Genomic DNA, 26,163 nt, shown 5'->3' on the forward strand with positions numbered 1-26,163 from the left:
AGGTAGTATAAAGCGTTTTCCGATACTGTCCGTTGTATTTCTGCACTTTTCACAGGTTGTACTATGCCCTTTTCCAGTTTAAACCAAAATCTTGTAGAAGTATGGCAACGTTATCAACATCCTCTGGTGCGTCAGCTGGCATTCGCTGTCGGCAGTCCGAATATCTTGTCCGGTATTCCGGATAAACTTGAGCTTATGCATCACTTTGAACTGCATGACAGCCAGACCTGGCAGCACTATCTCAGCCGTTACCATCCACGTTTAGAATTTCTTGATCAGCATCCAGAAGAATTAATCGAATTTGTGCAGCAACTGAAAAGTACACGTTTAGGGCTGCGCTTTGAAATGCTGATCTGGTTCTGGTTACTGGATGATGCCTATCATCCGTATCAGCTGCTTGCTCATAGTCTGCAAAAGATTGAAGGCGCAAAAACCCTGGGGGAGCTGGATTTTCTGTTATTAAATACTGATACAGGACAGATTGAACATTGGGAAGTGGCATTAAAATATTATCTGGCCGAAGCAGATTTTAGCCTGCCACATTGGTATGGCCTGAACCGTACCGATACTCTGATCAGAAAAATGAAACATTTCACACAAAAACAATTCCAGTTTGATGAGGCTTTGCAGTATTCCATTCAAAGACGATATTGCGTCCTGAAAGGACAGTTATATCTGCCTACACATCGTGCTGACCAGCCGATTCCTGCGTGGATCAATACCGAACGTCGTCTGGGTTTATGGGGACAGTATATTCCTGCAGCCCGGCACGGTTTCTACCGTCTGCAACGACATGAATGGATTTATCCGCAAGCCCAGCCAAGTAGTTTGACTGCGCGCTGGTGGACGAATGGACTTTATAAAAAAGCCGACAGCAACGATTTTTATATGTACCGACAACCGGTGCTGATTCTGAACTCATCGCATAAGCCCCTATAAAGCATTACATTTATTAACCGAAGCACTATGAAAACCACATATTTTTTAGAGCGTATATTTTTTACTCTAAGTCCCACATCATAATAATTTTATTATTGATTATACGGAGATGATGATGAAAAAAATTCTTGCTGCTTCATTAATGATGGCTTTTGTATTGACTGGCTGTAACACCGTAAAAGGCATGGGCAAAGATGTGTCTAAAGCGGGGAATGCAGTAACCAACACTGCTGAAAAAACTTCTGATGAAATTCGTCAAAACTAGTTTTTTCCTGATCGTTCACAGAACCCTATCTTAGATAGGGTTTTTTTTATCTCATTCATTCACATTCAAGCTCATATTCGCCTATCATAGGGCCGAGAAAATTATCGACTGTTGAAAACTGCATGAGCTCTTCCGCTACCCTCGATTTAAGTCTGCAACTATTACGCCAGCCTTCCGTTACCCCTATCGATCATGACTGCCAAAATATTATGGCTGAACGTCTAGAGAAGGTTGGTTTCAATATTGAATCCATGCGTTTTGAAGATGTAGATAACATCTGGGCACGCAAAGGTACAGAAGGCCCGGTATTCTGTTTTGCTGGCCATACCGATGTCGTTCCAACAGGGAATCTTGATGCCTGGAACTCAGATCCATTTTTACCTGAGATCCGTGATGGCAAGCTTTATGGTCGTGGCAGTGCCGACATGAAGACCGCTTTGGCAGCTATGGTGGTTGCAACAGAACGTTTTGTAGAAAAACATCCAGACCATAAAGGCTCGATTGCCTACCTGATCACTTCAGATGAAGAAGGTCCGTCGATTAATGGTACGGTGAAAGTGATTGAAACACTCGAAGCGCGTAATGAAAAAATCACCTGGTGTCTGGTTGGTGAGCCGTCTAGTACCAATACGTTGGGTGATATTGTCAAAAATGGCCGTCGTGGTTCGTTAAATGCCAATCTCACAGTCAAAGGCAAACAGGGTCATGTGGCCTATCCCCATCTGGCGGTAAATCCGATTCATACTGCCTCTAAAGCGATTGCCGAGTTATGTGACACAGTCTGGGATCATGGCAATGAATATTTCCCGGCAACCTCTTTCCAGATTTCCAATATCAATGCAGGTACAGGCGCAACCAATGTTGTTCCCGGTACCATGAACCTATTGTGCAACTGGCGCTATTCAACCGAAGTGACTGCCGAAGAACTCAAATCACGTACCTTGGAAATTCTGGATCGTCATGGTGTGGACTATGATGTTTCCTGGACTTTGTCGGGCTTGCCCTTCCTGACTCCTGTCGGCGAACTGGTGAATGCAGCTAAAAATGCCATTCTGAATGTAACAGGCACTGAAACCGAACTATCCACTTCAGGTGGTACTTCTGATGGCCGCTTTATTGCACCTACCGGTGCACAAGTACTGGAACTTGGCGTGTTAAATGCTACGATCCACCAGATCAATGAGCATGTCGATATTACCGACCTAGAGCCACTGGCTGAAATTTATGAGCAGATCCTGGTCAACTTACTTGCGAATTAAATAAATAGATAACGTAATAAAAAAGGAACTCTATAGAGTTCCTTTTTTAGTTGTTGCTTTTAGTTACAGTCCAATTGCAGCCTGAATATGGGTCATATTTGGAATATGGAACAGCCGCTCATCCATGCGCACATATTGAAAGATGGCAGGATCATTTACCTGCTGATCGACATCGACTACTTCGGAAATACGAATCCGGATGGTGTTCGGCATTTCATTGCACATCAGGGCAAAGCGCTGATTGATTTCATCGCCTTCAATCACCAATGCCACCCCATTTTGACGTAACGGGTCATTTACTGCATAGACCGGCAACTGTGCCTCGTGCCATTCCACTGTCTTGACCTGGGTATTGCTATCCAGGGCTGACAGGACAATGTTTTGTGGCAACAGCATCGGTTCTTTACCATGACAGTCAATAATATAGGCATCAATAAATCCGGTCGAAACCGTAATCAGATGCTGAAGTTCCTGCTGGCTAATCTGATCAGCCAGTTTTCCGCTTGAATTGGTCTGACTCATGTATTACCCCTGTTTTTCAGCAATCAGTTGTTGAATATTGGCCAGCAGTTCCGCTTCCTGGAACGGTTTACCCATATAGTGCGTTACGCCTAGGCTAAATGCACGTTCACGATGTTTCTCACCGGTACGTGAGGTAATCATGATAATCGGCAAGTCACGGTGAATATCATGGTGACGGACCAGATTGGTCACTTCAAAACCGTCCATGCGCGGCATTTCGATATCCAGCAACATTAGATCCGGTCTGACGTTTTCAAGCTGCTCGATCGCATCCACACCATCTTTGGCAGTGACAATATCATAGCCTTGACGTTCAAGCAGACGCGACGTTACCTTACGTACAGTCACCGAGTCATCGACAATCATTACCAGACGGCGTGCATTGGAATAACGTGATCCATCACGCTGATCATGCAGCTGTTTGACACGCTGTGTCGCCTGAATCTGACGGGCAATATTCTGTCCATCAAGAATCAGACAAACCTGACCATCACCCAGAATCGTAGCACCCGCCACTACACCGATAGTGGCAAACTGATGTCCAATCGGTTTCACTACAATTTGCGCTCGTGAACCGACCAGCTGATCGACCAGCAAGGCAATGGTTTGACCACTATTGCCTTTGATCAACAGCACCGGCAATGAATGTCCAACATTATTCAGACGTGGAATCGGCTGGTTACCCACAAATTCAGATAAATAACGCAGCTTATATTTTTCGCCATCGATCTTGAAATAGTCGTCGTTACTGTTGAAGTACGTTTCCAATGTGATCGGCGCAATACGCACAATTCGGTCAATCTGAGCCAGAGAAATCGCGTATTGCTGATCGCCTACTTTCACCATCAAGGCATCGCTGACTGCTACGGTAGTCGGTACACGAATGGTAAAGATAGTGCCTTGGCCCAGTTGTGAACTGACCGACACATGACCACCCAACAATTTGATTTCACTTTGTACTACGTCCAGACCGACTCCACGACCGGAAATCTGGGTCACTGCTTTCGCGGTACTGAATCCCGGATGGAAAATAAACTGTAACAGCTCTTCCGAATCCAGTGTCTGGTCTTCTTTGATCAGGCCTTGACTTAAGGCCTTCTCACGAATTTTCTCTGCATCAATCCCCTTACCATCATCACTAAAGGACACGATCACATCGGTTCCCTGACGGCTGATATTCAAGACAATCGAACCGACTTCCGGCTTGTTCAGTGCGATACGATCTGCAGTATCTTCCAGACCGTGATCAATTGCATTACGCAGCATATGCTCGAATGGGGTGACCAGACGCTCCAGAATATTCCGGTCCAGTTCACCTTCGGTATTTTGCACGATCAGTTCTGCAGGACGGTTCAAGGTGGTCGAGGTTTGACGCACGATACGCTGTAAACGCGGCAGCATCCGGTCAAACGGAACCAGACGGGTACGCATCAGGCTTTCCTGAATTTCGGCCTGAATACGGGATTGTTGTAATAACAGCCCTTCAGTTTCGCGAATTTTGTCGGCTAAGGTACTCTTGAAGTCGACCAAATCCGATGCAGATTCTGCCAGTGATTTAGACAGCTGGTTGAGCGACGAATACTGGTCCATTTCCAGCGGGTCAAAGTCAGCATAGCGCGAATTCTCTGAACCATGTTTGGCAATAATCTGTGATTCCAGCTCGCCTTCCATTCGACGCAACTGATCGGCAAGACGCTTGATCGCCAGTTCCATTTCGTTCAGTGTATTGCCAAGCTGGCCCAGATCCATCTCGATACGTGAACGGTTAATCGAGTTCTCACCAGACAGGTCAATCATCTTCTCGACCAGATCGGCAGAGATACGGATCATCTCGTTATTGGTATCGCTGGCTCCACTATCCGCCCATTCACCCATCATGTGTGGTGGTTCAGTACCATCGCCTTCAACAAAGCCAAAGTCGCTGACCACCAGATTGTCTGTTTTCGCCAGACGCTCAGGCAATTGTGCCGTGACATCTACAAAGGCGATCTTCTTCAGACTGCTGTGCAGCTGCTCAAAACCGCTATAGTCGCGCTGGAAAATCGCCTGTCTTAACCAGGTCAGGGTTTTCTGCAACAGACCATCATAAGCATTCGAGTTAAACTGATAGACGGCAAACTGCTCGAAAGACGTTTCCAGCTCATAGGCAACGCTGGCCACTTCTTCAACATCTACCATACGTGCGCCACCCTTAATACTGTGGGCAGCACGCTGTAATTGCAGCAATAAACTACGGTCACTACGCTGGTCAAACCATTGATTGAGCAGCTTCTCGGCATTTGCCAGAATCTCTTCGGCTTCTTCGAGGAAAGATTCTTCTACAATAGATTTCAGTTCATCTTCTTCAGAACGTTCCACTAAACTATCATTAAATGCATCAGCAGAAGGTTGCGAAATTGCCGGTAATTCTTCAGTTTCAGCCAGATCAGCAACTGGTTGCTCCGTCGTTGCTAATTCTGCCAGTTGCGGTTCAGAAATTGCTGTAGCTTCAATCTCTGCCACTTCAATTGCAGCAGCTGCGCTTTCAACAGCAGTCCCAGCCTGTCCGGAAACTAGCGACTGAATATTCTGCAGAATTGAAATAGCTTCCGTTGCAGGATAGTCAATGCCTTCATCACGAATGGATTGAATACGATCCGAAACGTTGTCCTGTACCAGACGGATAACCTGGATTAAAGCAGGGGTCACGGCAATTTGCTGGCGGATTACACGTTCATAAATGCTTTCCAGTTCATGCGCAATCAAGCCGATATGTGAAGCTGAGATCATGTTTGCACCACCTTTTAAGGTATGCAAATGACGCATCAGGTTGTTCAGCGAAGCTGTATCATCCTGCTTTTTGCTCCAGGTATTCAGATCTTCATCAATGCCTGCAAGCAATTCATCCGCTTCTTCCAGGAAGATACTTAATAATTCTTCATCAAAATCACGATTGGTTTCAGCACTTTGCTGCTGCTGACGATCCAAAGCAATACGCTGGCTCAAGCCTGCAAAATCGACATTGCCTGTTGCCACAGATTCGGCTGACTGGGTAACTTCTATCGTTACCTGAACATGCTGAATTGCATGATCTTCAGCAGGTATTTCAATATCCTGCTGCACAAATGCAGACAATTCACTGAGTATTTTTTGAATTTCTTCATTCAGAATGACACGCTGCCCTGCGGCCAAGGTATCAAACAAATGAATAAACTCTTGATGCGCCTGTGCAAACAGCTCATAGGCATAATTGCTCTGCAGTAACACTGGCTTTTCAAGCAATGCATCATAAGCCGATTTCAGATCACTGGTAAATTCATGAATACCCTGGGCTGCCCGGCTCTCTGTATGGGCCAGCAATTCTGCAGCCTGCTGACTGAGTGCCTGAATATATTCCGGATAATCAACCTGGGCGCGTTTATCAAATTCAAACTCGGCATCCAGCAACAGATCAATATCCAGTTCAACCAGTTTGGACACCAGACCCTGGGTCTGAATGCTATTTTCAGTAGCGGCAAAGCCATAATCATGCCAGACACGTTCAAAGGTCGCATAAACCGTATCCAGTTTTGCGGTATTGCCCTGACGTAGCAGGTGCAGATAGTCACTCACGAACTCCGCATACTGAATCAGCAAAGCAGTTTCTTTTGAAGTGGAAGCAATTTCATCCTGTAGCAAAGTTTTGAACAGATGTTCCACCTTGGAGCTGGCTTCAAAAATCTGCTCAATTTGCGCCATGGATGAACTGCCGCGCAGGGTATGAATCGCACGGATCAGGGCATTATAATCTTGTGATTTTTCATCTTCAGTACGAAGGAAAGTCGCAATCGTATCCAGATGCTCTTCTGCTTCTTCAATAAAAATTGCCACTGTCTCTTCAATATCACTGCGAACAGGGATTTCTACTTGAGCTAGAGCTGGCTCAGCTTCACCTAACCCATTGTCTGCATTATCTGCAAATTCAAGACCTGTTATTTGACCTTCTGCAGTTAAATGATCTGCCAATATCAATAATTCCTGCAGCGCAGGTTCAGGTGAAATTTGTTGTTGTAATTGTTGCCCCAACAGCACCATTGGACGCAGATCGAGATCAAGCGGCTGGACTTGTTTGAATTTCGGATATAAAGCATATTGATAGATATTCAATACTGCTTGAGCAAATTTCTGCACGGTCGGTGTCAGTGGAATTGAACCCGACAAAACCCGATTCAGGGTATCTTCAACTGCCCAGGCCATTTCTCCTGCCGATTTGGCACCGACCATACGGCCTGAACCTTTCAAGGTATGAAAATGGCGACGAATAGTCTTCAGATTTTCTTGATGATCTGGATGACTTAACCATTCTGGAAATAAAGCATTTAACTCAACGAAGATTTCTTCAATTTCTTCAACAAAAATTTCAAGAATTTCTGCATCTTGGTCAAGATAACTATCTTCAGGAAGCGTTGTCGTTTCAACTAAATTTTTTAATATTTCTTTCATAGCTCATGCTTCTTACGTTATGCCGCCAAGAAGGGCGCTCAAACTTAATTGTGACCGTCACGCGATACCTAACGTATGAAGTTAAGTACATCTTGTCGAGGCTTTATCTGTATTTCTTGAATGTGTCTCAACCGCAGTCAAGACACATTTCCCCATCATTTCTGACTTTATTCTGGCAGTTTAAAGTCAGCTACAGATTCACGTAATGCATCGGCCATGTTTGCCAGTTCGGATACCGAACGCGCTGTATCGAAGGTCGCACTGGTGGTTTGCGAGGTAATTTCTTGTACAACATTCATCGTGGTCGCAATATGACCCGCAGAAGCCGACTGCAGTTTTGCAGCATCAGAAATGTTCGCAATCAGTTTTGCCAGGTTATTCGATACCGTTTGAATCTCATCCAGTGCCACACCGGCATCTTTAGACAAGTTCGCACCACGCACAACCTCAGCCGTGGTTTGTTCCATCGAGATTACGGCTTCGTTTGTATCCGTCTGAATGGTTTTTACCAGACCTTCAATCTGTTTGGTTGCAGAGGCAGAACGTTCCGCAAGACGCTGTACTTCATCGGCAACGACCGCGAAACCACGACCTGCTTCACCCGCCATCGAGGCCTGAATCGCTGCGTTTAATGCCAGGATGTTGGTCTGGTCGGCAATATCGTTAATCAGGGCTACGATGTTACCAATTTCCTGAGAAGATTCACCCAGACGTTTAATACGTTTCGAAGTTTCCTGAATCTGTTCACGAATCGTGTCCATACCCTCAATCGAGCGATGTACAACATCAGCACCATTTGCAGCAATTTGTACCGAACGCTCTGCTACCACTGCTGATTCATCGGCATTGGCAGATACCTGGTCAATCGACATCGCCATTTCGTTAATCGCTGCAGAAGCACCAGCAATTTCTTGTGCCTGATGTTCAGATGCTTCAGCTAACTGGTTGGTAATGCTTTGTGTGGTCGCGGTATATTGCGCAACTTCTTGTGAAGTTTCAGTAATACGCGATACCAGGTCACGTAACTGGTCGATCGCAAAGTTAATCGAGTCGGCAATCGCACCGGTAAAATCTTCAGATACCGTTGCATATGAACGCAAATCACCATCTGCAAGGTCGGCGATCTCATCGAGTAAACGTAAAATCGCATTCTGGTTACGGTCATATTCTTCTTGTAAACGGCCTACACGCTGCTTATCTGACAAGCCACGCAGAGAAAGTAACTTGAATACACACAGCAAGAAACCGACTAATAATGCAATCAGCAGGACAGCTGGAACTACCGTTTTAAGACCTGAGTTACCTGATAATTTATTCAGGTTGTCTAAAAGCACATCAGACTGGGAAAAAATTGATGCAGCGGCCTGACGAACTTTGACGATCTGTGCAGAGTTTTTAAGAATAATTGCTGATGCAGATTCGAGTACGTCATCATATTCAGCCTTGATTCCTTCCAGAGATTCACGCAGGGTTGGATCATCAATACGCTGTACACCCAGTTCAGCAGAACCATTTAACTGAGCGTTTAAATATGAGCCGAAAGTTTCGGTATCGGCACTGAAGTCATCTGCAGATTCACGTGAACCATCAGTACCCGTCAGTACCAGACTGATCGAACGCAAGATACGTTCCGCAATAAATACCTGGTTTTTGGCAATAACAACCTGGTTCGACGGCATGTCTTGACGTGCCATCTGGTCAACCATCAAGTTATATTCAGCCTGAATCCCCGGAATTGCCTCACCAATCGCGATGTTGGTGTCGTATAACTGGTTAATAATCTTTTGTTGCGAGGTAATCAGATCAATACTGCTGGAAACTTCTGTCCACTGTTTATCAACCGCCTGCAACGCATCATTATTGGAGTGAATACTTTTAACTGTCTCAAGATTTTCAGCAAAGGCTTTTTGCGAGTCAGTCAGGTTTTTCATAGCTTCTGGCGTACCTGAAGCGGTCGCCTCAGTCGCCTGGCGCGAAATGGTTTGCGAGAGGAGACGCAGGTCACCCAGACTCTGAGTGAGTTCGTTGGTACGTGGTACACTATAAAAAAGATACAATAAAGTGATCAGTGCGGCTAAAAGACAGCCTGCTGCTCCATAGATCAGCGGTTTTGATTTCTCACTATCACCGAAGACACGTGATAACTGATCTATTTGCGTTTGAATCTTAGCTAAAAAAGCATTACCGCCCTTGCGGCCAGTGCTCTCACCTGTATTTTTCTTTTTAAGTTTAAAGCCCATGCAGCCTCTCCCCGGTTGACGCCTTGCTTACTTTCGAGCGCGACATTTAATTTATAAATTTTATAGATGCGTTCATAAATTTTGGATTTTGCAACAGACGACTGAATAAAAACACATGCCACTGCTGGTTGTGCTGATGGAAAAACCCCTGACAATATTCTTGTAAGTTTTTATCCAATTCAGATTTCTTCGAAAAGAAACTTTTCTTATTGAAATGTTGTATACCCAAAACTTGATCTACGACCAAACCCACATACTGGTCATTATGGTTGATGCATAATACTTTTTGAGTCGGTGAAAATTTGCTGCTTTGCCCTGATACATATTGCGTCAGATCAGAAACAGACAACAGTCTTCCCCGGATATTCGCCAAACCCAATACCCAGGCTTGTGTCTTGGGTACCGGCGTATATTTTGGGGGATAAATCACTTCTGATACTTCCCCCAGCGGAGCAACAAAATATTGCCCCATCATCTCAAAAGCAATGCCCGACCATCGGTTAACTTCATTGCCATTGGAAACGTAGTTTTTATTTCCACGTTTCGCAATGCGAAGCAATTCGATAAATCCATTTGCTGCCATAGAGCTTATCCTGCATTGAGGTGCTGCTTAATTACATCTATTAATTGTTTTTCATCGACTGGTTTTGTTAGATAGTCCGCTGCGCCTTGACGCTTGCCCCATACGCGGTCAGTAGCCTGATCCTTGGTACTCACAATCACGATTGGAATGTGTTTGGTTGTTGCCCCACGTGCAATCTGGCGGGTCGCCTGAAATCCATTCACGCCCGGCATCACTACATCCATCAGAACCAGATCCGGCAGTTCTGCCTGTGCCATGGTGACCCCATCTGCCCCATTAGCTGCTTCAATCACATCAAAGCCATGTTTAGAAAGAATCTCTCTAAAGCGAAAAGTTTCTGTCGGTGAGTCATCCACAATTAGGATACGTGCCATGCCAATTCCCCAAAAAATCAAATATATTAAGCACTAATATGGTTACGGATTGCAGTTAGCAATTCATCTTTACTAAAAGGTTTGGTCAGGTATTCATCGGAACCCACGACACGACCTTTGGCCTGATCAAATAAGCCATCTTTACTTGATAGCATAATCACAGGAATATTCTGGTAATTCTGAGAGTTTTTGATTAAGGCGCAGGTCTGATAACCATCTAGGCGCGGCATCATAATATCTACAAAAACGATATCCGGATTTGCTTCGGCAATTTTTGATAAAGCCTCAAAACCATCTACCGCAGTAATGACTTCATAACCTTCACGCTGAAGAAGAGTTTCTGCAGTACGACGAATGGTCTTTGAGTCATCAATAACCATAATTTTTAGATTTTGGAATTTATCGTCCATTTGTTTAACCCTTCCCATTTTAGAAACTATATGCCATAAGGCTCATAGGATTATTTTATTACGATCGATAAACATTTTTAACATAAAGTCACTTGTATTATCAATGAACATTTTCTACACAAGTAGACAAAATCATTTATTTTTAACAACAGCTTCACATTTTATTATGGTTATTGGTTTTTTTTTGACTAACGGTAGTTTTTTATTGATAAATTTAAGTCTAATATAACAATATTATTACTTTAAAATAAGTAATTTAGCCAACTTTAAATTCGGGGAGCCAATGATGAGTCAGTTTTCAATAAAACTTGCTGTCATTGATAAAAATAAAATGACTGGTCAATTCATTGTTGCTGTATTGTTGCTCTTGCAGCTCAGCTTAACTTGTGCGAGCAGTAACCAGCTCCCACAAAAAGCCACCTGGTACCGTTATTACGACAGTAAAGGTGTGGCCAATATCAGCACCAATGTTACGCCCAATCATATCCGTTATGGTTATGAGGCACTTGACCAGAATATGCAGGTCATTAAACGTGCCCGTCCTTATAACGCTGAAGCCGATATCAGACAAGCCCCGCAACGTGCTCAACAGGCGCAGCGGATTGCGGAAGACCATAAACTTAAGCGAGCCTATAACAATAGTCAGACTGCCTTGCAAAAAAAGAATGACAGCCTGACCCAGTTAAAAAAGCAGATTGATTTTCAGCAAGAGCAAATTAAGCAATTGCAAAAAGATCGGATCATGTTCGTTCGCCAGGAACGGGAATATTTACGTAAAGGTCAAACTCCACCGGCGCACCTCAAAACCATGCTGGAAAATAATCAGAAAAATCTCATTTCCCAAAAAGAGAATATTCAATCTTTACAAAGTCGCTATCGAAATCTGGAAGCAGAATACGACAAAATTATCGCCCGTTTAAAAGCACTTGAATAAATGCAAATAGCTGGCCAAGGCTTTGATTCATAGCCAGCTAAAAGGACTCATATGCAACCTGCACCGCACTCTCATGATTTAAATATGCTTTCGCCGCGCTCTGTGCTAATCGTGAGTGCACTTTGCTTAAATATGTTTTTAGTGGCTTGCGACAAAAATGAACCTGCAGTGCAAGCCGAAACCCCAAAATCTATTGAAGTCATTTCACAGGATTTAGTTACGGTTCAATCTGGCAATTCAGTTCAAAAAACCGCATTTACCGGCACCATCCGTGCAGTCAATCAAAGCAGCATACAGGCACAGGTCTCTGCCACTGCTACCAGCGTAAACGCGCAGGTAGGTCAATCAGTTAACAAGGGACAGGTACTGGTACTCCTGAATAACCAGGACAATGCAGCCCGTCTGGCACAAGCACGTGCCAACCTGGCCTCCACTCAAGCGCAAGCCAATCAGGCCCGCAATATGATGCAGCGTAAAAAGCGCCTGCTCGATCAGGGTTTTATTTCAAAAGTAGAATATGAACAAAGTCAGGTGGACTATCAGGCACAGCTGGAAAATGTCCGTGCCCAGCAAGCCAATGTTGATATTGCCCAAAAAGCAGATCGTGATGGCATCATGACCAGCCCGATCAGTGGTGTAATTACCCAGCGCCAGGTTGAGCCTGGCCAAACCGTTGCAATTGGACAAACCCTGTTTGAAATCGTCGATCCGAAACGGCTGGAAATTCAGGCACGCGTACCCAGTGATCTGCAATCAGGTTTAAGGCTGGGCAGTAAAATCGAATACACTATTCAAGGTAATCCAAACCGGCTCACTGCCGTAATTAGCCGGATTTCCCCTATCGCAGATCAGGCCAGTCGCCAGATCGAATTCTTTGCCACGCCGAATGAAACCATTCCCTCGCTAAGTATCGGCTCCTTCGTTGAAGGCAACATTCTGAGTTCACAACAGATTTCCGGACAGCTGATTCCATTGGATACCATTCAGGATATCCAGAACAAACCCTATGTCTGGGTAGTTCGCCAGAATAAAATTATCAAGGTCAACATACAGGTTTTGGAACAGCGTTATAGTGATAACATTGCCGTGGTTCAAGGACTGGAAAATGGTGATCAGGTCAGCCGGGTTAAGTTTAGCGAAGCCGATCTGCAAAAAACTGTCACCCTTCGCGCCAATTAAAGCCATTCATACAGGATCATTGATATGTGGTTTACCCGAATTAGTGTGAAGTATCCGGTTTTCACCATCATGATGATGTTCTGCCTGATGGTGCTGGGGCTGGCTTCATGGCAGCGGATGGGCGTTGAAGAATTCCCTGATGTCGATTTCCCTTTTGTGGTGATCTATACCAATTATCCAGGCGCTTCTCCGGAAACGGTTGAATCGGAAATCACCAAGAAACTCGAAGATCAGATCAATACCATTTCCGGTTTGAAACAGGTGATTTCCCAGTCTAGTGAAGGCCTGTCCATCATTACCACCGAATTTAATCTGGATGTGACATCTACCACAGCAGCTCAGGACGTGCGGGATAAAATCGCCTCTGTGACTGCTGAATTCCGGGATGAAATTCAGGAACCGATTGTCGAACGTTATGATCCGACAGCAAATGCAGTGATGTCGATTGTATTTGAATCTGACAATATGGACGTAAAAACACTGAGTTCATATCTGGACCAGCGGATTGTGCCACAACTGCGTACAATCCCAGGGGTCGGTACGGTCAATCTGTTAGGTGATGCACAACGCCAGATCCGGATCCAGGTAGAGCCGCAAAAACTGCAAGCTTTTGGTATCGGTGTAGATAGTGTCATTAATACCTTAAAGGCAGAAAATATTGAAGTCCCGGGAGGCACTCTCAAGTCTGGGAATTCGGAACTGGTCATTGAAATCAATTCCAAAGTGCTGCATCCCCTTGCCTTCGGAGATCTGGTCATTGCCAATAAAAACGGCGTACCGATTTTTCTCAGACAAGTGGCCAATATTCAAGACAGCCAGGCAGAGCTGGAATCCGCTGCTTTTTTGAATGGTAAAGCTGCAGTTGCGATTGATATTTTGCGCAGTTCAGATGCAAACGTTATTGAAGTAGTAGACAAGACCTACGCAGCTTTAAAAAATATTGAAGCGCAGCTTCCACAAGGCACTACCTTACAGGTGGTGGTGGACGCCTCCAAAAGTATCCGTGGTACCATTGGCGATGTAGCCCGCACTATTGTGGAGGGTGCAGTGCTGGCTGTGCTGATTGTCCTGCTGTTCCTGGGTTCTTTCCGTTCAACCGTAATTACCGGTTTGACTCTGCCCATTGCACTCTTGGGCACGCTGACCTTTATCTGGGCCTTTGGCTTTAGCATCAATATGATGACTTTGCTGGCACTGTCCTTGAGTATTGGTCTGTTGATCGACGATGCGATTGTGGTGCGTGAAAATATTGTCCGGCATGCCGATATGGGCAAAGATCATGTGACTGCTGCACTCGATGGCACCAAAGAAATTGGACTCGCTGTACTGGCCACCACGCTGACCATTGTTGCCGTATTCCTGCCTGTGGCCTTCATGGGCGGTATTATTGGCCGCTTTTTCTACCAGTTCGGGGTCACGGTAAGTATAGCCGTGCTGATCTCAATGTTTGTCAGCTTTACCTTGGACCCGATGCTCTCTGCACACTGGGCAGAAAAGAAAAATGATCCGAACAGAAAACCAGGCCGGATACAACGTTTTTTTAACTGGATTTCCGGCAAACTGGATAATTTAAGCCATGTCTATGAAAAACTGCTAAAACTGGCACTGCGGTTCAGATTTATCACCCTGCTGATTGCCGTTGCTTCATTATTTGGTGCCTTGGGGTTATCCAAGCTGATTGGTACCGAATTTGTACCGGTCCCGGATAAAGGCGAAATCAGGATCAAGTTTGAAACACCAGTGGATTCATCGCTTGAATATTCACAAGCCAAACTGCAGCAGGTGGATCAGATTATTCGTCAACATCCGGAGGTCAAAGCCACCTATGGGGTGATTAATGGTGCAACCGACCGCGGTAAAAACCATGTCAGTTTACGGGTGACCGTGACACCGCGTACCGAGCGTGAAAAAACCCTGAATGAGCTGAATAATGAATTCCGCCAGCGTCTGCAATCGGTTGCCGGAATCAGCATTACCTCGGTGGCATCCGCTGATGAAACCGTATCAGGTGGTCAGAAACCGATCATGATTTCAATCAAAGGACCTGATCTGGATGAACTGCAAAAAATTTCCGATCGTTTTATGACGGAGATGGCTAAAATTGATGGCATTGTTGATCTGGAAACTTCATTGAAAGAGCCCAAGCCGACGCTTGGTGTCCAGATCAATCGTGTCCTGGCCAGTGATCTAGGCTTATCGGTGAATCAGATTGCCAATGTGGTCCGTCCACTGATTGCCGGTGATGATGTCACCACCTGGCAGGATGAAAAAGGTGAAACCTATGATGTAAATCTGCGCCTGACCGAAAACCAGCGTAGCTTGCCAAGCGATTTACAGAATATGTATATCACCTCGAATAAAACCACTGCCAGCAATCAACCAATTCTGGTTCCTCTTTCAAGCGTGGCCAAATTTGAAGAAAAGCTCGGCGCTTCGCAGATTAACCGACGTGATCTGGCTCGTGAAGTACTCGTAGAAGCGAATACGTCTGGACGCCCTGCAGGCGACATCGGAACGGATATCAGCCGCCTGCAAGAAAATTTCGATATGCCACCGGGCTATAGTTTTGACACTCAGGGTTCTAATGCCGATATGGCAGAATCTGCAGGTTACGCCTTGACCGCGATTACCCTATCAATTGTATTTATCTATATTGTACTCGGTTCGCAGTTCAACAGCTTTATTCACCCCGCGGCAATTATGGCTTCATTGCCATTGTCGCTCATTGGGGTATTTCTGGCCTTGTTCCTGTTTAATTCGACCATGAACCTGTTTTCAATTATCGGGATCATCATGCTGATGGGACTGGTGACCAAGAATGCCATTCTGCTAATCGACTTTATCAAGAAAGCCATGGACCGCGGTGAAGACCGTTATGATGCGATTATTGAAGCAGGTAAAACCCGTCTGCGTCCTATTCTGATGACCACCAGTGCCATGGTGATGGGGATGGTTCCGCTGGCCTTGGGACTAGGCGAAGGGGGGGAGCAAAGTGCACCCATGGCACACGCCGTGATTGGTGGCGTGATTACCTCTACCCTGCTGACTTTGGTGGTGGTCCCGGTGATCTTTACCTATCTGGATGACTTTAAGAATTTTATGCTGCGTCAGGCACGTAAAATCATGGCATAATTTAATGCAACACAATGAGGTGACATTCCCAAATGCTCACCTCATTTTTTATTGTATAATCCCTGCTTTAACGCTTAATTTTTTAGGACAGTTTCCATGCGCGCGAGTCGCTTTTTATTTGCAACTTTGAGAGAAACCCCGAACGACGCTGAAGTTATTTCGCATCAGCTCATGCTTCGTGCCGGTATGATTCGTAAGTTGGCTTCAGGTTTATACACCTGGTTGCCGATGGGCGTTCGCGTATTAAATAAAGTTGCAGCGATCGTTCGCGAAGAAATGAACAATGCCGGTTCTCTTGAAGTATTGATGCCTGTAACTCAACCGGCATCACTTTGGGAAGAGTCTGGGCGTTATGTACAGTATGGCCCTGAACTGCTGCGTTTCAAAGACCGTCATAACAATGATTTCGTGCTTGGCCCGACACATGAAGAGGTCATTACTGATCTTGCACGTAACGAGTTGAAAAGTTACAAGCAATTGCCTGCCAATTTCTACCAGGTACAAACCAAGTTCCGTGATGAAATCCGTCCGCGTTTTGGTGTGATGCGTTCACGTGAATTCATCATGAAAGATGCCTATTCTTTCCACGCTGATCAGGAATCTTTGCAAGAAACTTACGACAAAATGTACGAAGCCTACTGCAAAATCTTTACCCGCTTAGGTTTAGATTTCCGTCCAGTACAAGCGGACACTGGCTCGATTGGCGGTTCAGGTTCACATGAATTCCACGTCCTGGCTTCAAGTGGTGAAGATGATATCGCGTTTTCGACTGAATCTGACTATGCCGCCAACATTGAAATGGCTGAAGCGGTGCTTGTCGGTGAACGTGCAGCACCCACACAAGAACTCAAACTGGTAGATACGCCAAATCAGAAAACCATTGCTGATGTATCTGCTTTCTTAGGTACAGATCCTGCCCATTCAGTAAAAGCGTTGCTTGTACAAGGTGTTGCGGCTGAAGAAGGTCAAGATGCACCCGTGGTTGCGCTGTTCCTTCGTGGCGATCATGAACTGAATGAAATTAAAGCTGAAAAACATCCTTTGATTGCAGCGCCACTGACTTTTGCAACCGAAGAGCAAATTCAGGCTTTAGGTCTAACTGCTGGTTTCGTTGGTCCTCAAGGTCTGGTAGAAAAAGGTTTAACTGTCATTGTGGATCGTGCAGCATCTGTATTGTCTGATTTTGTTGCTGGTGCAAACCAAGCAGATCAACACGCAACTGGCGTAAACTGGGAACGTGATGCACAGTTCACTGAAGCTTATGATCTGCGTAACGTGGTTGAAGGCGACCCTTCTCCAGATGGCAAAGGTACACTTCAGATCAAACGTGGTATTGAAGTGGGTCACATCTTCCAGTTAGGTCAGAAATATTCTGAGGCTTTGGGCTGTAAAGTTCTTGGTAAAGATGGCAAACCATTTACTGTAACCATGGGCTGCTACGGGATTGGTGTGACACGTGTGGTAGCTTCTGCAATCGAGCAAAACTTCGATGAGAAAGGTATTATCTGGCCTGAAGCGATTGCGCCTTTTGAAGTTGCGATTGTGCCAATGAATGCGCATAAGTCACCACGTACCATGGAAGCAGCTGAAGCACTGTATGCAGAATTGACTGCTGCGGGTTATGACGTCATTCTTGATGACCGGGATGAACGCCCAGGCGTAAAGTTCTCCGATCTTGAAATTACCGGTATTCCACACCGTATTGTAATTGGTGAAAAAGGTCTGGATGCGGGTACGTTTGAGTATAAAGGCCGTCGTGATACTGAATCTGTAAATATTTCTAAAGAAGAGTTATTAGCGAAAATCGCAAAGTAATTCCTTCTTACCATAAAAAATCCCGCTTCATACGGGATTTTTTATGGTTATCTCAGTCTCAACAGAATTTATGACCACCAAAGCAGTTCGGCTTAAAATCTTGACCTTGTAATTTTAAATTGTTTAGAGGGAAATCAATTAAAGTCGGATTTTTAATTTCACTTACATCCAGTGAACCGCCAACAATACAACCACTGATAATGCCTCCACAAATTCGGACATTATTAGTCAAGTCATGGTTAATTCCTGCAATCGTTTGTTGTAAAACCTCATTTGTAATTTGTACTTTATCTGAGGGAGAGATACTGCCTAAATCTACCTCATCCTCCATTGCCAGCCACCATCCTTGATTCGCAGCGACTGCTGCACCTGGCCAAAGAATTTTTTGTGATTGTAATGATAAGGATGCCGGGTTATTTAAATATAGAGCATGGATTAAGCCAAGATTTTGATTTACTGTAATATCAGTCTTGAGACCTGTTAAATAGCCCGTAATTTGCTTATCTAGGGTCAGAGCACCATTTAACAACTGCGCTTTTAATGGACCACTGAAATCTATACGCTCCACTGTGCCTGTTCCTTTCAAGACAATTTCCTTCATACGTGTTCCTGAAACAATAGTAGAAGGAATAGCAAATGGGGCTGTTGATTCCTGCAAAGTGAAGGAATAATCATTTGATTTATAATGCAAATCAAGAGGCAAGGTTAAATTCCCTAATTTACCCCTCACAGTACCTTCAATATATTGGCCCGTAGATGCATAGTCCATAACCCGAGAAGCTGTGTTTGCTACACCTGATGCTGCTTTAGTCTTCATATAACCACTAAAACTGTTAATCCCATTGGGCGTATTGCTATTTTCAGCACCCAAAGTCAAAAGACCCTGAATTTTTTCGGCGCTTAGACGAAAGCCCAGGACTTCACGAGTAGATGCCTGATTTGGATTTTTAATCGCAAATTGAAGAAATGGATTGGTGATCAATGCTGAACTACTTGCGCGATCATCGGCGGTATAGTTCGAATTCGCGGGCAGACCACTTAATGCGATATTATCAATATCAATATCACAGCCTGTCGCCCCATTCACGCCACCGCAACCCAGTTGTAGCTTTTTAATATTGGTATTGATCTCCATCTCGGCTTCTAAACCTAATTTATAGAAAGAAATATTGGACTGATCATAGTTATTACCAAGATTATCTATTTGTTTAAAACCTTTTTGTACTTCCATCGAAAGAAGTGCCTGACCCTCTACCGTAGACAACTCTTCATCATTTAGGCTGGTCATTGCAAAACTTTGTTGTGTAATCGCACACATTGCTACAACCAGACTATTTAAAAGTATTTTTTTCATTTTAATGTCCTTATATTCTTATTAGCGTGGCGTAATACCCATCGTGCTACGAATCGTCCCGCCAGTCAGCGCAATATTTGCTATGTTTTGCATATTGCCATTGGTGGCCATTGCAAAATTGCTTTTAAATGGTGTCGCAATATTATTTGTATAATTCAGTTTGACCTGATTATCTAAAGTTACTGTATCGGCACTGACACGGATTTTTCCTTTAACACCCAAATGACCTTCCATCCGGTTAAAGTTAATTGAAGAAGTTTTTAATGCGCCGGTTGAATCCATATCTTCATTGACGATACTAAAATAGCTCCCCAGATTATTTTTGTCTGCATTTTCTTCTGCAGTAAGGGGTCTGAATTTAAAGTTTGCATCAAAAGATAAAAAATTAGTATCTGGTGAATCGCTGGTCGGATCCACTCCTGGAATGATGAGGAGCTCGCCATTTCCATCGAGTTTAAAAGCAATATTGGTCAAAACATCATCACGTTTAGAAAAATTATTGTACGGCACATAGCCCCCGCACTTAGCGACCGATGCATTGGTACAATTGTATTTAGAGCCTGGTAATTGACCAATCGCAAGCTCAGCTTTAGCCCCTATCAGCAGTTTATCGGCACGAATATAAATACCTTCATCTTCATAGCCAATAATACCTTCCGACTTGATCAGGGCATCGATATTCCTAAAACCAGCATAATAGTTAACTGCCTCACCATGATCGCCATTCTTGCCATCAATCAATATAATTGAGGTTGTGCTTGGCAAACCGGTTTTTTTATCAATTCCGTAACCTTCTGTAGATACCATCATGTTATAAGCAATTGCCTGCTTATTATCTGCTCCATAAGTCGTTCCCGACAAGGCAACATTGGCATTCAAATTATAGATAGGAATACCGATTCCCCAAGAACCTCCGTCCCCACCAATTTCCGCCAAAGAGTTATCTGATATAAAGCGTGCTTTCGCAGCAATGGATTGAAAATCCATTCCACGCACGGCGATAAAGGCAAAATCTTCTCCATTCGCGGTAGTACTGAGTATTTGTTTAAGCACATTACTACTACTGCCTAGCGTCTTTTGCATATTTTCATTGATTATAAAATCGAGACTTTTTGCAGTAATGGTATTTATATATAAATTGCCAAAGTCGATATAAGCATTTTTACCATGTAAGGTTCCGTCAGCATTACGTGTAGTCAATGGTCTGATATTAGAAAATTGCACAGCATGACTTCCCTTACCAGTATGCCCAATCTCAAATGTTGTTGGGGCCATAGTGGCTGGACGTCCGGTACTATTAGCACCAGTAAAATCCGCAGATAATCCCAGGTTCAACCCGCCTTCCCCAACCAGGCTACTGTATCCTGTGGCAGTTTTGTCCTGACGCTCCAGTACCCCATTTACTTTATTACTCACATCAAAAGTACCGATCTGGGTTTGATCAGCATTCATGGATAACCTTGCATTGGTCACAGCACCCGAAGCACCTAAACGCATAATATTTTTACGTTCGTTATTTGGCGTGTTATAACGCAAGTCTATATTGACCCCAGGATTGGTCGGATTAACCCGACCGGCCACGAGATCAGTTGTATCTTCAGCACGCTTAAGATCCACATAATGATCTTGATTACCGTTTCTCGTAGTGAGCACCACACCTTCAGCCGGGTCAATATACATATATCCCTGACCCGCGAAATTAAAATTAAAGTCATTTAGAATTAAGCTATTTTCACCTAATTTATGACTAATCGTGGCATTTTTAAGCTGAAAATCGATACTGGCAATTGAGTCCTTATTAAATAAACCTGCACTGGTTTGTAATAGAACACTCAGCGGTGTAGAAGTACTCATCCCCAATACACCTAAGCTTTGATTAGATTGTTCCCCAGCAGTCCGAATACTATTCGCAGATTGGCTACATGGATTAGTGGTACAGGCTACCTTTACCAACTTTAAATCTGCAGTGGCTTGAAATGGGGAAATACTTGCTGCAAGCCGGAGACCAGCTCCCTGTTGTGTGGCACCTACATCTATTTCAAGTTGACTAATAATTGGTTTATTATTTTTTCCAGTAATTTCAAAATTATGTAAACCTAAACCCATTTTAGTACTGGGGTTTAAGTTTGGATCGTACCAATTCACTTGGGCAATAGTGGCTTTAGAAATTTCATGGGTAATGACCATACCGTCTTGTCCAGTCACCTCACTCAATTCCTGCTCTTCGATAATTTCAAGTGCATAACTTTGTTGTATAAGACACATGCATACCGTCAGCAACTTCAACTTTATTGTTGTTTTTTTCATTTCTATATCCTTATGCTGTACTTGGCGTTGTTACTAACAACGGCTTTGTGCTCCACCTGTACAGTTATAACCAAATATTTTCAAATTGCCTGACATATGCAGATTTCCATGCACGTTCAACCCCATAAATCCTTTTTCAGCCCCTTTATCAAACGAAGGAACATCTTGGGGCGCGGTTGTATAAGTTCCATCAGCATTATAAATACGGCCAGTATAGGTACTATAAACACCTGTATTGGCATAACCTTCTAAGGCGCCAGCACCTGTGCCCGTTTCAATCGAAACCGTATTAAAACCCAAGTTCCTGATTTTTAAAGGCTTGTTATCATAAAAGGTTATTTGCATCGCCGTCTGTGGTTCATTACGGTGATTAATAATGGTTGTACCATCAATTGAAAACTTATCAATCTGAATTGTGCCTTGAATGCCTTTAAAGACTAACCACTTCTTATTTCCATTGGCATCAACATGGTTATTTGGCGCTATTGCCAGACGGCAAAATTGTTTTGTTGCTCCACAAGCGGTGGGATCTAGAACATAAAATACTTCGAGCGGATTACCACTTCCGTTAAGCCGGGAAATTTGAGCCTTACTTAAATCTGTTGCATAGATATGGTTCAAGGATAAAGTCCAGCTAAGGTCAGCTCCACCCTGCCCCACTGTATCGGTTAACTCTTGCTGATCAAGGGTTTCCAATCCGGCAAAACTGATCATAGAAGTACACAATAATGTACAGAATATGGTTAATTTGGACATTTTATACTCCTTTATAGACCAGTTGTTTTAATTTTCAGATGCTGAATCAGGACACCATCAATGACAGCAGATCCAAAATTCTTACTTACACCATCAGTATTTTTAAATACGATTCCTGTTGAATTCACACCATCCTTGGCTCGCAGCATATTGGTCCCCGGGACACGCTCTGTAGTCCCTATCGAGATGCTACTGTGAGTCGCATTGCGCCCCTGATAAAGTGCGCTAGTATCTGCAGCATTATTTTTAATTGGTGTACCACAACTATAGACATTACAGGTTGAACCCTTTAGATCGGTGGTTCCCAGTCCGCCTCCATAATTCTGATAGATTTGATTATAGATAGCAGGAATTTTAGGAATACGTGTCACTTCTAAAATAATATTATTACCTTCTGAACCGACTACAAAAGGCTGGTACATATTACCGAGCACCAAGTTAATATTAGGACTATAGAGATATAAACCTTCAGAATCATGAAATATCGGAGCAACACTGCCGTTCAAAGCCGGAGTCGGTCCATCACCATCAAGTGCATTGGTTTTTGCTGCAGTACTGAGACGAATACCTTTACTGTTAAGATTAGCATCGCTACTGCTGAGCGTTTCTGGCCGGTCATTAGTATTTAGCCGGATTATACTTGTCATACCTAAGGTTTGGCTGTAATCCTTATTATCAGATTCCAGGGTTTGAAATAAACGAACTTGCGAGCCATTGAAACTCAAACCATTGGCAACAAATTGGGTTCTTAATCGGTAATCCGTATCAAGCCCTGATGTTGGCCCACCTGTTATAGGATCTACCAGATTAGAGGAGTCAAGCGCGCGAGCAAAAATATCACTCCAGAAGCCCAGCTTGATATTATTATCACTTTCGACGCCTGCGATGGGGCTTAATGGGGCTTCCAAAGCAATATAACCTACATCTTTAGCAGCATCCTTAAACTGTTTGACATTCTCAGTTCCTGCCCGGAATAACCAGGGATTATCTGCCGATCCCCAACTAAAACCCTGATTACTATATCGCGTGCTTAGAGAACCATCACTTTTTGATAATGCCAGACCATAAATAAATACATCTGCTTTGGTTCTTAGGGAACTGACGGGAGTATTTTTCGCCTCTAGCAAAGCAGCTGTTCTCGCATCTCTAAGGATGCTTGTATAAAGTTCTTCTGTTAGTCTTTTAGCCTCTGCTTCTGCAAGTTGTCCTGCTTCAAATTTAGCGCGGATAGTTGCTGCTGCATATGATGCATCGCTAAGTCGCTGTACTAAAGTAGTAATTTCTGCCCCAATAGTATTATTACGCGTGAAACTATTCAAACTTTTATAAAAAGTAGAATTGGTTAAATTTGTATTTGCTTCACCCGCACGACCACCATACAGTAACTGAATCATTTCATAGGTATTTGTAGTGGCATATTCCAGGGCTTTTGCAGCATATTTCAAAACCCCTGTGGGATCCTCACTAACAGGACGTGTTTTATAAATGGTTGTACCATCATTTATAACTTTTGCATCATCATCACCACCCAGAAATCCCCCATTAGTACCCGCTCGATAGTAATTATGTCGCTCATTAAAATAGCGTTGAATAATTGTATCTGAATTAAAATAACGGTCAGGAATTTCAGATTGTAATTTGGTTCTTTCAGCAGTTAATTTATCAGGAATAGGCTGAGTATAAGTGCTGTATAAACTTCTATAATTCGTGTCATAAGTGGAATTATAGGTAGAAGTATATAAGGTGTTATACCCTCTATCGATTTTGCCTTGGAGAACATTGCTGTCATAAGAGGTTTTATAAATTTTATCGTAAGCACGCTGACCAAGTTGGTTATAGTTTTCGCCGGTTGGAATAATCCGAATAAAACCGGTATCAGCCTGCCCCGGATTTTGAATTCCTCTCGCGTAACTGGAACCATCAGAAAGATCTTTGGGTCCCTGAAACACCATTTTAAAATCATCAAGTACCAGTGCAACACCCTCACCAGTGGTGTCAGAAAGAGAAGAGTCTGATAATTCCTGCATCGCATGTGCAGAAGGCAACAGGCTGAAACCGATGGTCATCGCCAAATAACTTTTGCGAAATTTTAATATAGCTTTGATCTGAGTCATCTCGCTCTTTCCTTTTTATCTGATGCTCCGCACCTTTATACTTCAGCTTCCCAGCCGCGTCTTTTTTTATGGTTATGCGGAATCCATTATGCTGATTTTTAACACAGATGCCAAAGCCAATTAGGCGAAAAATAGCAGTTTCCGATGAATGAAAATCTCAAAAAAATAAACGGGACATAAAGTCCCGTCATTCAATAGCTTAAAGCAATTAGGTCTTTGGTAAAGTAACACCTGTCTGACCTTGATATTTACCGCCACGATCTTTATATGAGGTTTCACAGACTTCATCAGATTCAAAAAACAGCATCTGCGCTACACCCTCACCTGCATAAATACGCGCAGGAAGATTGGTAGTATTTGAAAACTCTAAAGTTACGTGTCCTTCCCACTCTGGCTCAAGCGGCGTCACGTTGACAATGATGCCACAACGCGCATAAGTAGATTTGCCCAAGCACACGGTCAAAACATTACGGGGAATGCGGAAATATTCGATGGTACGCGCCAAAGCAAACGAGTTCGGCGGAATGATACAAACATCCGACTCGATATCAATAAAGCTGCGTTCATCAAAGTTCTTCGGATCGACAATTGCAGAATGCACATTGGTGAATACTTTAAATTCACGTGCACAACGCACGTCATAGCCGTAGCTGGATACGCCATACGAAATCAGCTTTTGACCATTTTCATCCAAACGTACCTGGTTTTCTGCATACGGTTCAATCATGCCGTGTTTTTCGCTCATTTCGCGAATCCAACGATCAGACTTAATTGCCATTGATATAATCCAAAAATCTTAAGAACAAGTTATTGCGACGTACTTTAACTGAAATTGCCACTAATGAAAATAAGTGAAAGTCTGAGAGCTCATGTTGCCCAAAAATTGCTGATCGAGATCAGCTTATAAACTTAAAAGTGCAGAATAACTTAAAGGAATAGAAAAGCTCATTAGCACCAGCGAAGCCGTTTTCTGCAGGTTTTTCTGATTGAGCCAGCGGCTATTTTTTCTGGCTAGGATTGAGCCTAAAAAAGTCCAGAAGAATGCAATCGGGATCAGTAAAAGCAAGAAAACGAGCATATGAGCCACATAATGTTGGCTGCTTTTCCAGACAATCACAGGAAAAATGGCTGAGGCAAACAAAAGTGCCTTGGGATTAAGTAAGGTTGCTAAAAACAATTCACGTGCGCGAATTGAGACCTTATCAAAATTTTCACTCAGCTCTGCAGTCCGCCATAATTTCACAGCAAGGAACAGAATATAGCCAGCACTAAAAAGTTTGAGAATGGTCGGTAACAGCGGAAGATGAACGGAAATTTTCCCGATCAGAATACCCCAAAAACTGATAGCAATCAGATAACCAAAGGCTTCAGCAGGAATTAAACGAAATGTTTTTTTAAATCCGACCTGAATGCCTGAAGATGCCAATAAGGTATTGGTTGGGCCTGGTGTTAAAAGAATGGTTGCCACTAAACCAATAAAAAACCATGAAATCATAGTTTGACCTCGCTCTAATCCGCG

Annotated in this window: 19 protein-coding genes; 7 read left to right on the plus strand and 12 right to left on the minus strand. The window is 43.6% G+C overall.

What is annotated here, in order from left to right:
- The first annotated feature begins 63 nt into the window (after nucleotides 1-63).
- From AY605_RS10895 to dapE, 3 genes are all read left to right on the plus strand, one after another.
- A complete protein-coding gene (locus AY605_RS10895; RefSeq protein ID WP_064096406.1) occupies nucleotides 64-939 on the plus strand; it encodes a DUF1853 family protein in 876 nt (291 codons plus the stop codon).
- Between the two features lie 115 nt (nucleotides 940-1,054).
- Nucleotides 1,055-1,204, plus strand: a complete 150-nt coding sequence (locus tag AY605_RS10900) for an entericidin A/B family lipoprotein (RefSeq protein WP_064096407.1) — start codon at nucleotides 1,055-1,057, stop codon at nucleotides 1,202-1,204.
- 122 nt (nucleotides 1,205-1,326) lie between these two features.
- On the plus strand, nucleotides 1,327-2,463 hold the full coding sequence (dapE, locus tag AY605_RS10905) for a succinyl-diaminopimelate desuccinylase (RefSeq protein WP_064096408.1): 1,137 nt from the start codon (nucleotides 1,327-1,329) through the stop codon (nucleotides 2,461-2,463).
- Nucleotides 2,464-2,526: 63 nt separating this feature from the next.
- Here dapE and AY605_RS10910 read toward each other — a convergent pair whose 3' ends face one another.
- From AY605_RS10910 to pilG, 6 genes are all read right to left on the minus strand, one after another.
- Nucleotides 2,527-2,985: a hypothetical protein gene (locus tag AY605_RS10910; RefSeq protein ID WP_064096409.1), complete on the minus strand. Its 459-nt coding sequence runs from the start codon at nucleotides 2,983-2,985 to the stop codon at nucleotides 2,527-2,529.
- 3 nt (nucleotides 2,986-2,988) lie between these two features.
- Entirely contained in the window at nucleotides 2,989-7,446 is a 4,458-nt protein-coding gene (locus AY605_RS10915) for an Hpt domain-containing protein (RefSeq protein ID WP_064096410.1), read from the minus strand.
- 167 nt (nucleotides 7,447-7,613) lie between these two features.
- A complete protein-coding gene (locus tag AY605_RS10920; RefSeq protein ID WP_064096411.1) occupies nucleotides 7,614-9,686 on the minus strand; it encodes a methyl-accepting chemotaxis protein in 2,073 nt (690 codons plus the stop codon).
- Nucleotides 9,687-9,732: 46 nt separating this feature from the next.
- Nucleotides 9,733-10,269, minus strand: coding sequence for a chemotaxis protein CheW (locus AY605_RS10925; protein ID WP_064096412.1), 537 nt, complete (start codon nucleotides 10,267-10,269; stop codon nucleotides 9,733-9,735).
- 5 nt (nucleotides 10,270-10,274) lie between these two features.
- On the minus strand, nucleotides 10,275-10,643 hold the full coding sequence (locus AY605_RS10930; RefSeq protein ID WP_064096413.1) for a response regulator: 369 nt from the start codon (nucleotides 10,641-10,643) through the stop codon (nucleotides 10,275-10,277).
- 26 nt (nucleotides 10,644-10,669) lie between these two features.
- Nucleotides 10,670-11,053, minus strand: coding sequence for a twitching motility response regulator PilG (pilG, locus tag AY605_RS10935; RefSeq protein ID WP_064096414.1), 384 nt, complete (start codon nucleotides 11,051-11,053; stop codon nucleotides 10,670-10,672).
- A gap of 286 nt (nucleotides 11,054-11,339) precedes the next feature.
- Between pilG and AY605_RS10940 the strand changes: the two genes are divergently transcribed.
- The 4 genes from AY605_RS10940 to AY605_RS10955 all read left to right on the plus strand — a co-directional run bounded on the left by AY605_RS10940 (nucleotide 11,340) and on the right by AY605_RS10955 (nucleotide 18,113).
- On the plus strand, nucleotides 11,340-11,987 hold the full coding sequence (locus tag AY605_RS10940; RefSeq protein ID WP_064096415.1) for a hypothetical protein: 648 nt from the start codon (nucleotides 11,340-11,342) through the stop codon (nucleotides 11,985-11,987).
- Between the two features lie 51 nt (nucleotides 11,988-12,038).
- A complete protein-coding gene (locus AY605_RS10945; protein ID WP_064096416.1) occupies nucleotides 12,039-13,166 on the plus strand; it encodes an efflux RND transporter periplasmic adaptor subunit in 1,128 nt (375 codons plus the stop codon).
- 24 nt (nucleotides 13,167-13,190) lie between these two features.
- Nucleotides 13,191-16,298 (plus strand): efflux RND transporter permease subunit, encoded by a 3,108-nt coding sequence (locus AY605_RS10950; RefSeq protein ID WP_064096417.1) that lies wholly within the window; start codon nucleotides 13,191-13,193, stop codon nucleotides 16,296-16,298.
- A gap of 96 nt (nucleotides 16,299-16,394) precedes the next feature.
- Nucleotides 16,395-18,113 (plus strand): proline--tRNA ligase, encoded by a 1,719-nt coding sequence (locus AY605_RS10955; RefSeq protein WP_064096418.1) that lies wholly within the window; start codon nucleotides 16,395-16,397, stop codon nucleotides 18,111-18,113.
- A 58-nt stretch (nucleotides 18,114-18,171) separates the two neighbouring features.
- Here AY605_RS10955 and AY605_RS10960 read toward each other — a convergent pair whose 3' ends face one another.
- The 6 genes from AY605_RS10960 to AY605_RS10985 form a co-directional block, all read right to left on the minus strand.
- Nucleotides 18,172-19,467 (minus strand): hypothetical protein, encoded by a 1,296-nt coding sequence (locus AY605_RS10960; protein WP_064096419.1) that lies wholly within the window; start codon nucleotides 19,465-19,467, stop codon nucleotides 18,172-18,174.
- A gap of 21 nt (nucleotides 19,468-19,488) precedes the next feature.
- On the minus strand, nucleotides 19,489-21,774 hold the full coding sequence (locus tag AY605_RS10965; RefSeq protein WP_064096420.1) for a hypothetical protein: 2,286 nt from the start codon (nucleotides 21,772-21,774) through the stop codon (nucleotides 19,489-19,491).
- Nucleotides 21,775-21,807: 33 nt separating this feature from the next.
- Nucleotides 21,808-22,530, minus strand: a complete 723-nt coding sequence (locus AY605_RS10970) for a hypothetical protein (protein ID WP_064096421.1) — start codon at nucleotides 22,528-22,530, stop codon at nucleotides 21,808-21,810.
- A gap of 11 nt (nucleotides 22,531-22,541) precedes the next feature.
- Nucleotides 22,542-24,644: a hypothetical protein gene (locus AY605_RS10975; RefSeq protein ID WP_064096422.1), complete on the minus strand. Its 2,103-nt coding sequence runs from the start codon at nucleotides 24,642-24,644 to the stop codon at nucleotides 22,542-22,544.
- Between the two features lie 208 nt (nucleotides 24,645-24,852).
- A complete protein-coding gene (gene dcd, locus AY605_RS10980; RefSeq protein ID WP_004280726.1) occupies nucleotides 24,853-25,422 on the minus strand; it encodes a dCTP deaminase in 570 nt (189 codons plus the stop codon).
- Nucleotides 25,423-25,545: 123 nt separating this feature from the next.
- Nucleotides 25,546-26,139: a LysE family translocator gene (locus tag AY605_RS10985; RefSeq protein WP_064096423.1), complete on the minus strand. Its 594-nt coding sequence runs from the start codon at nucleotides 26,137-26,139 to the stop codon at nucleotides 25,546-25,548.
- Nucleotides 26,140-26,163 lie beyond the last annotated feature (24 nt).

Source organism: Acinetobacter sp. SFD (assembly GCF_001647575.1).
Taxonomy (GTDB): Bacteria; Pseudomonadota; Gammaproteobacteria; order Pseudomonadales; family Moraxellaceae; genus Acinetobacter; species Acinetobacter pecorum.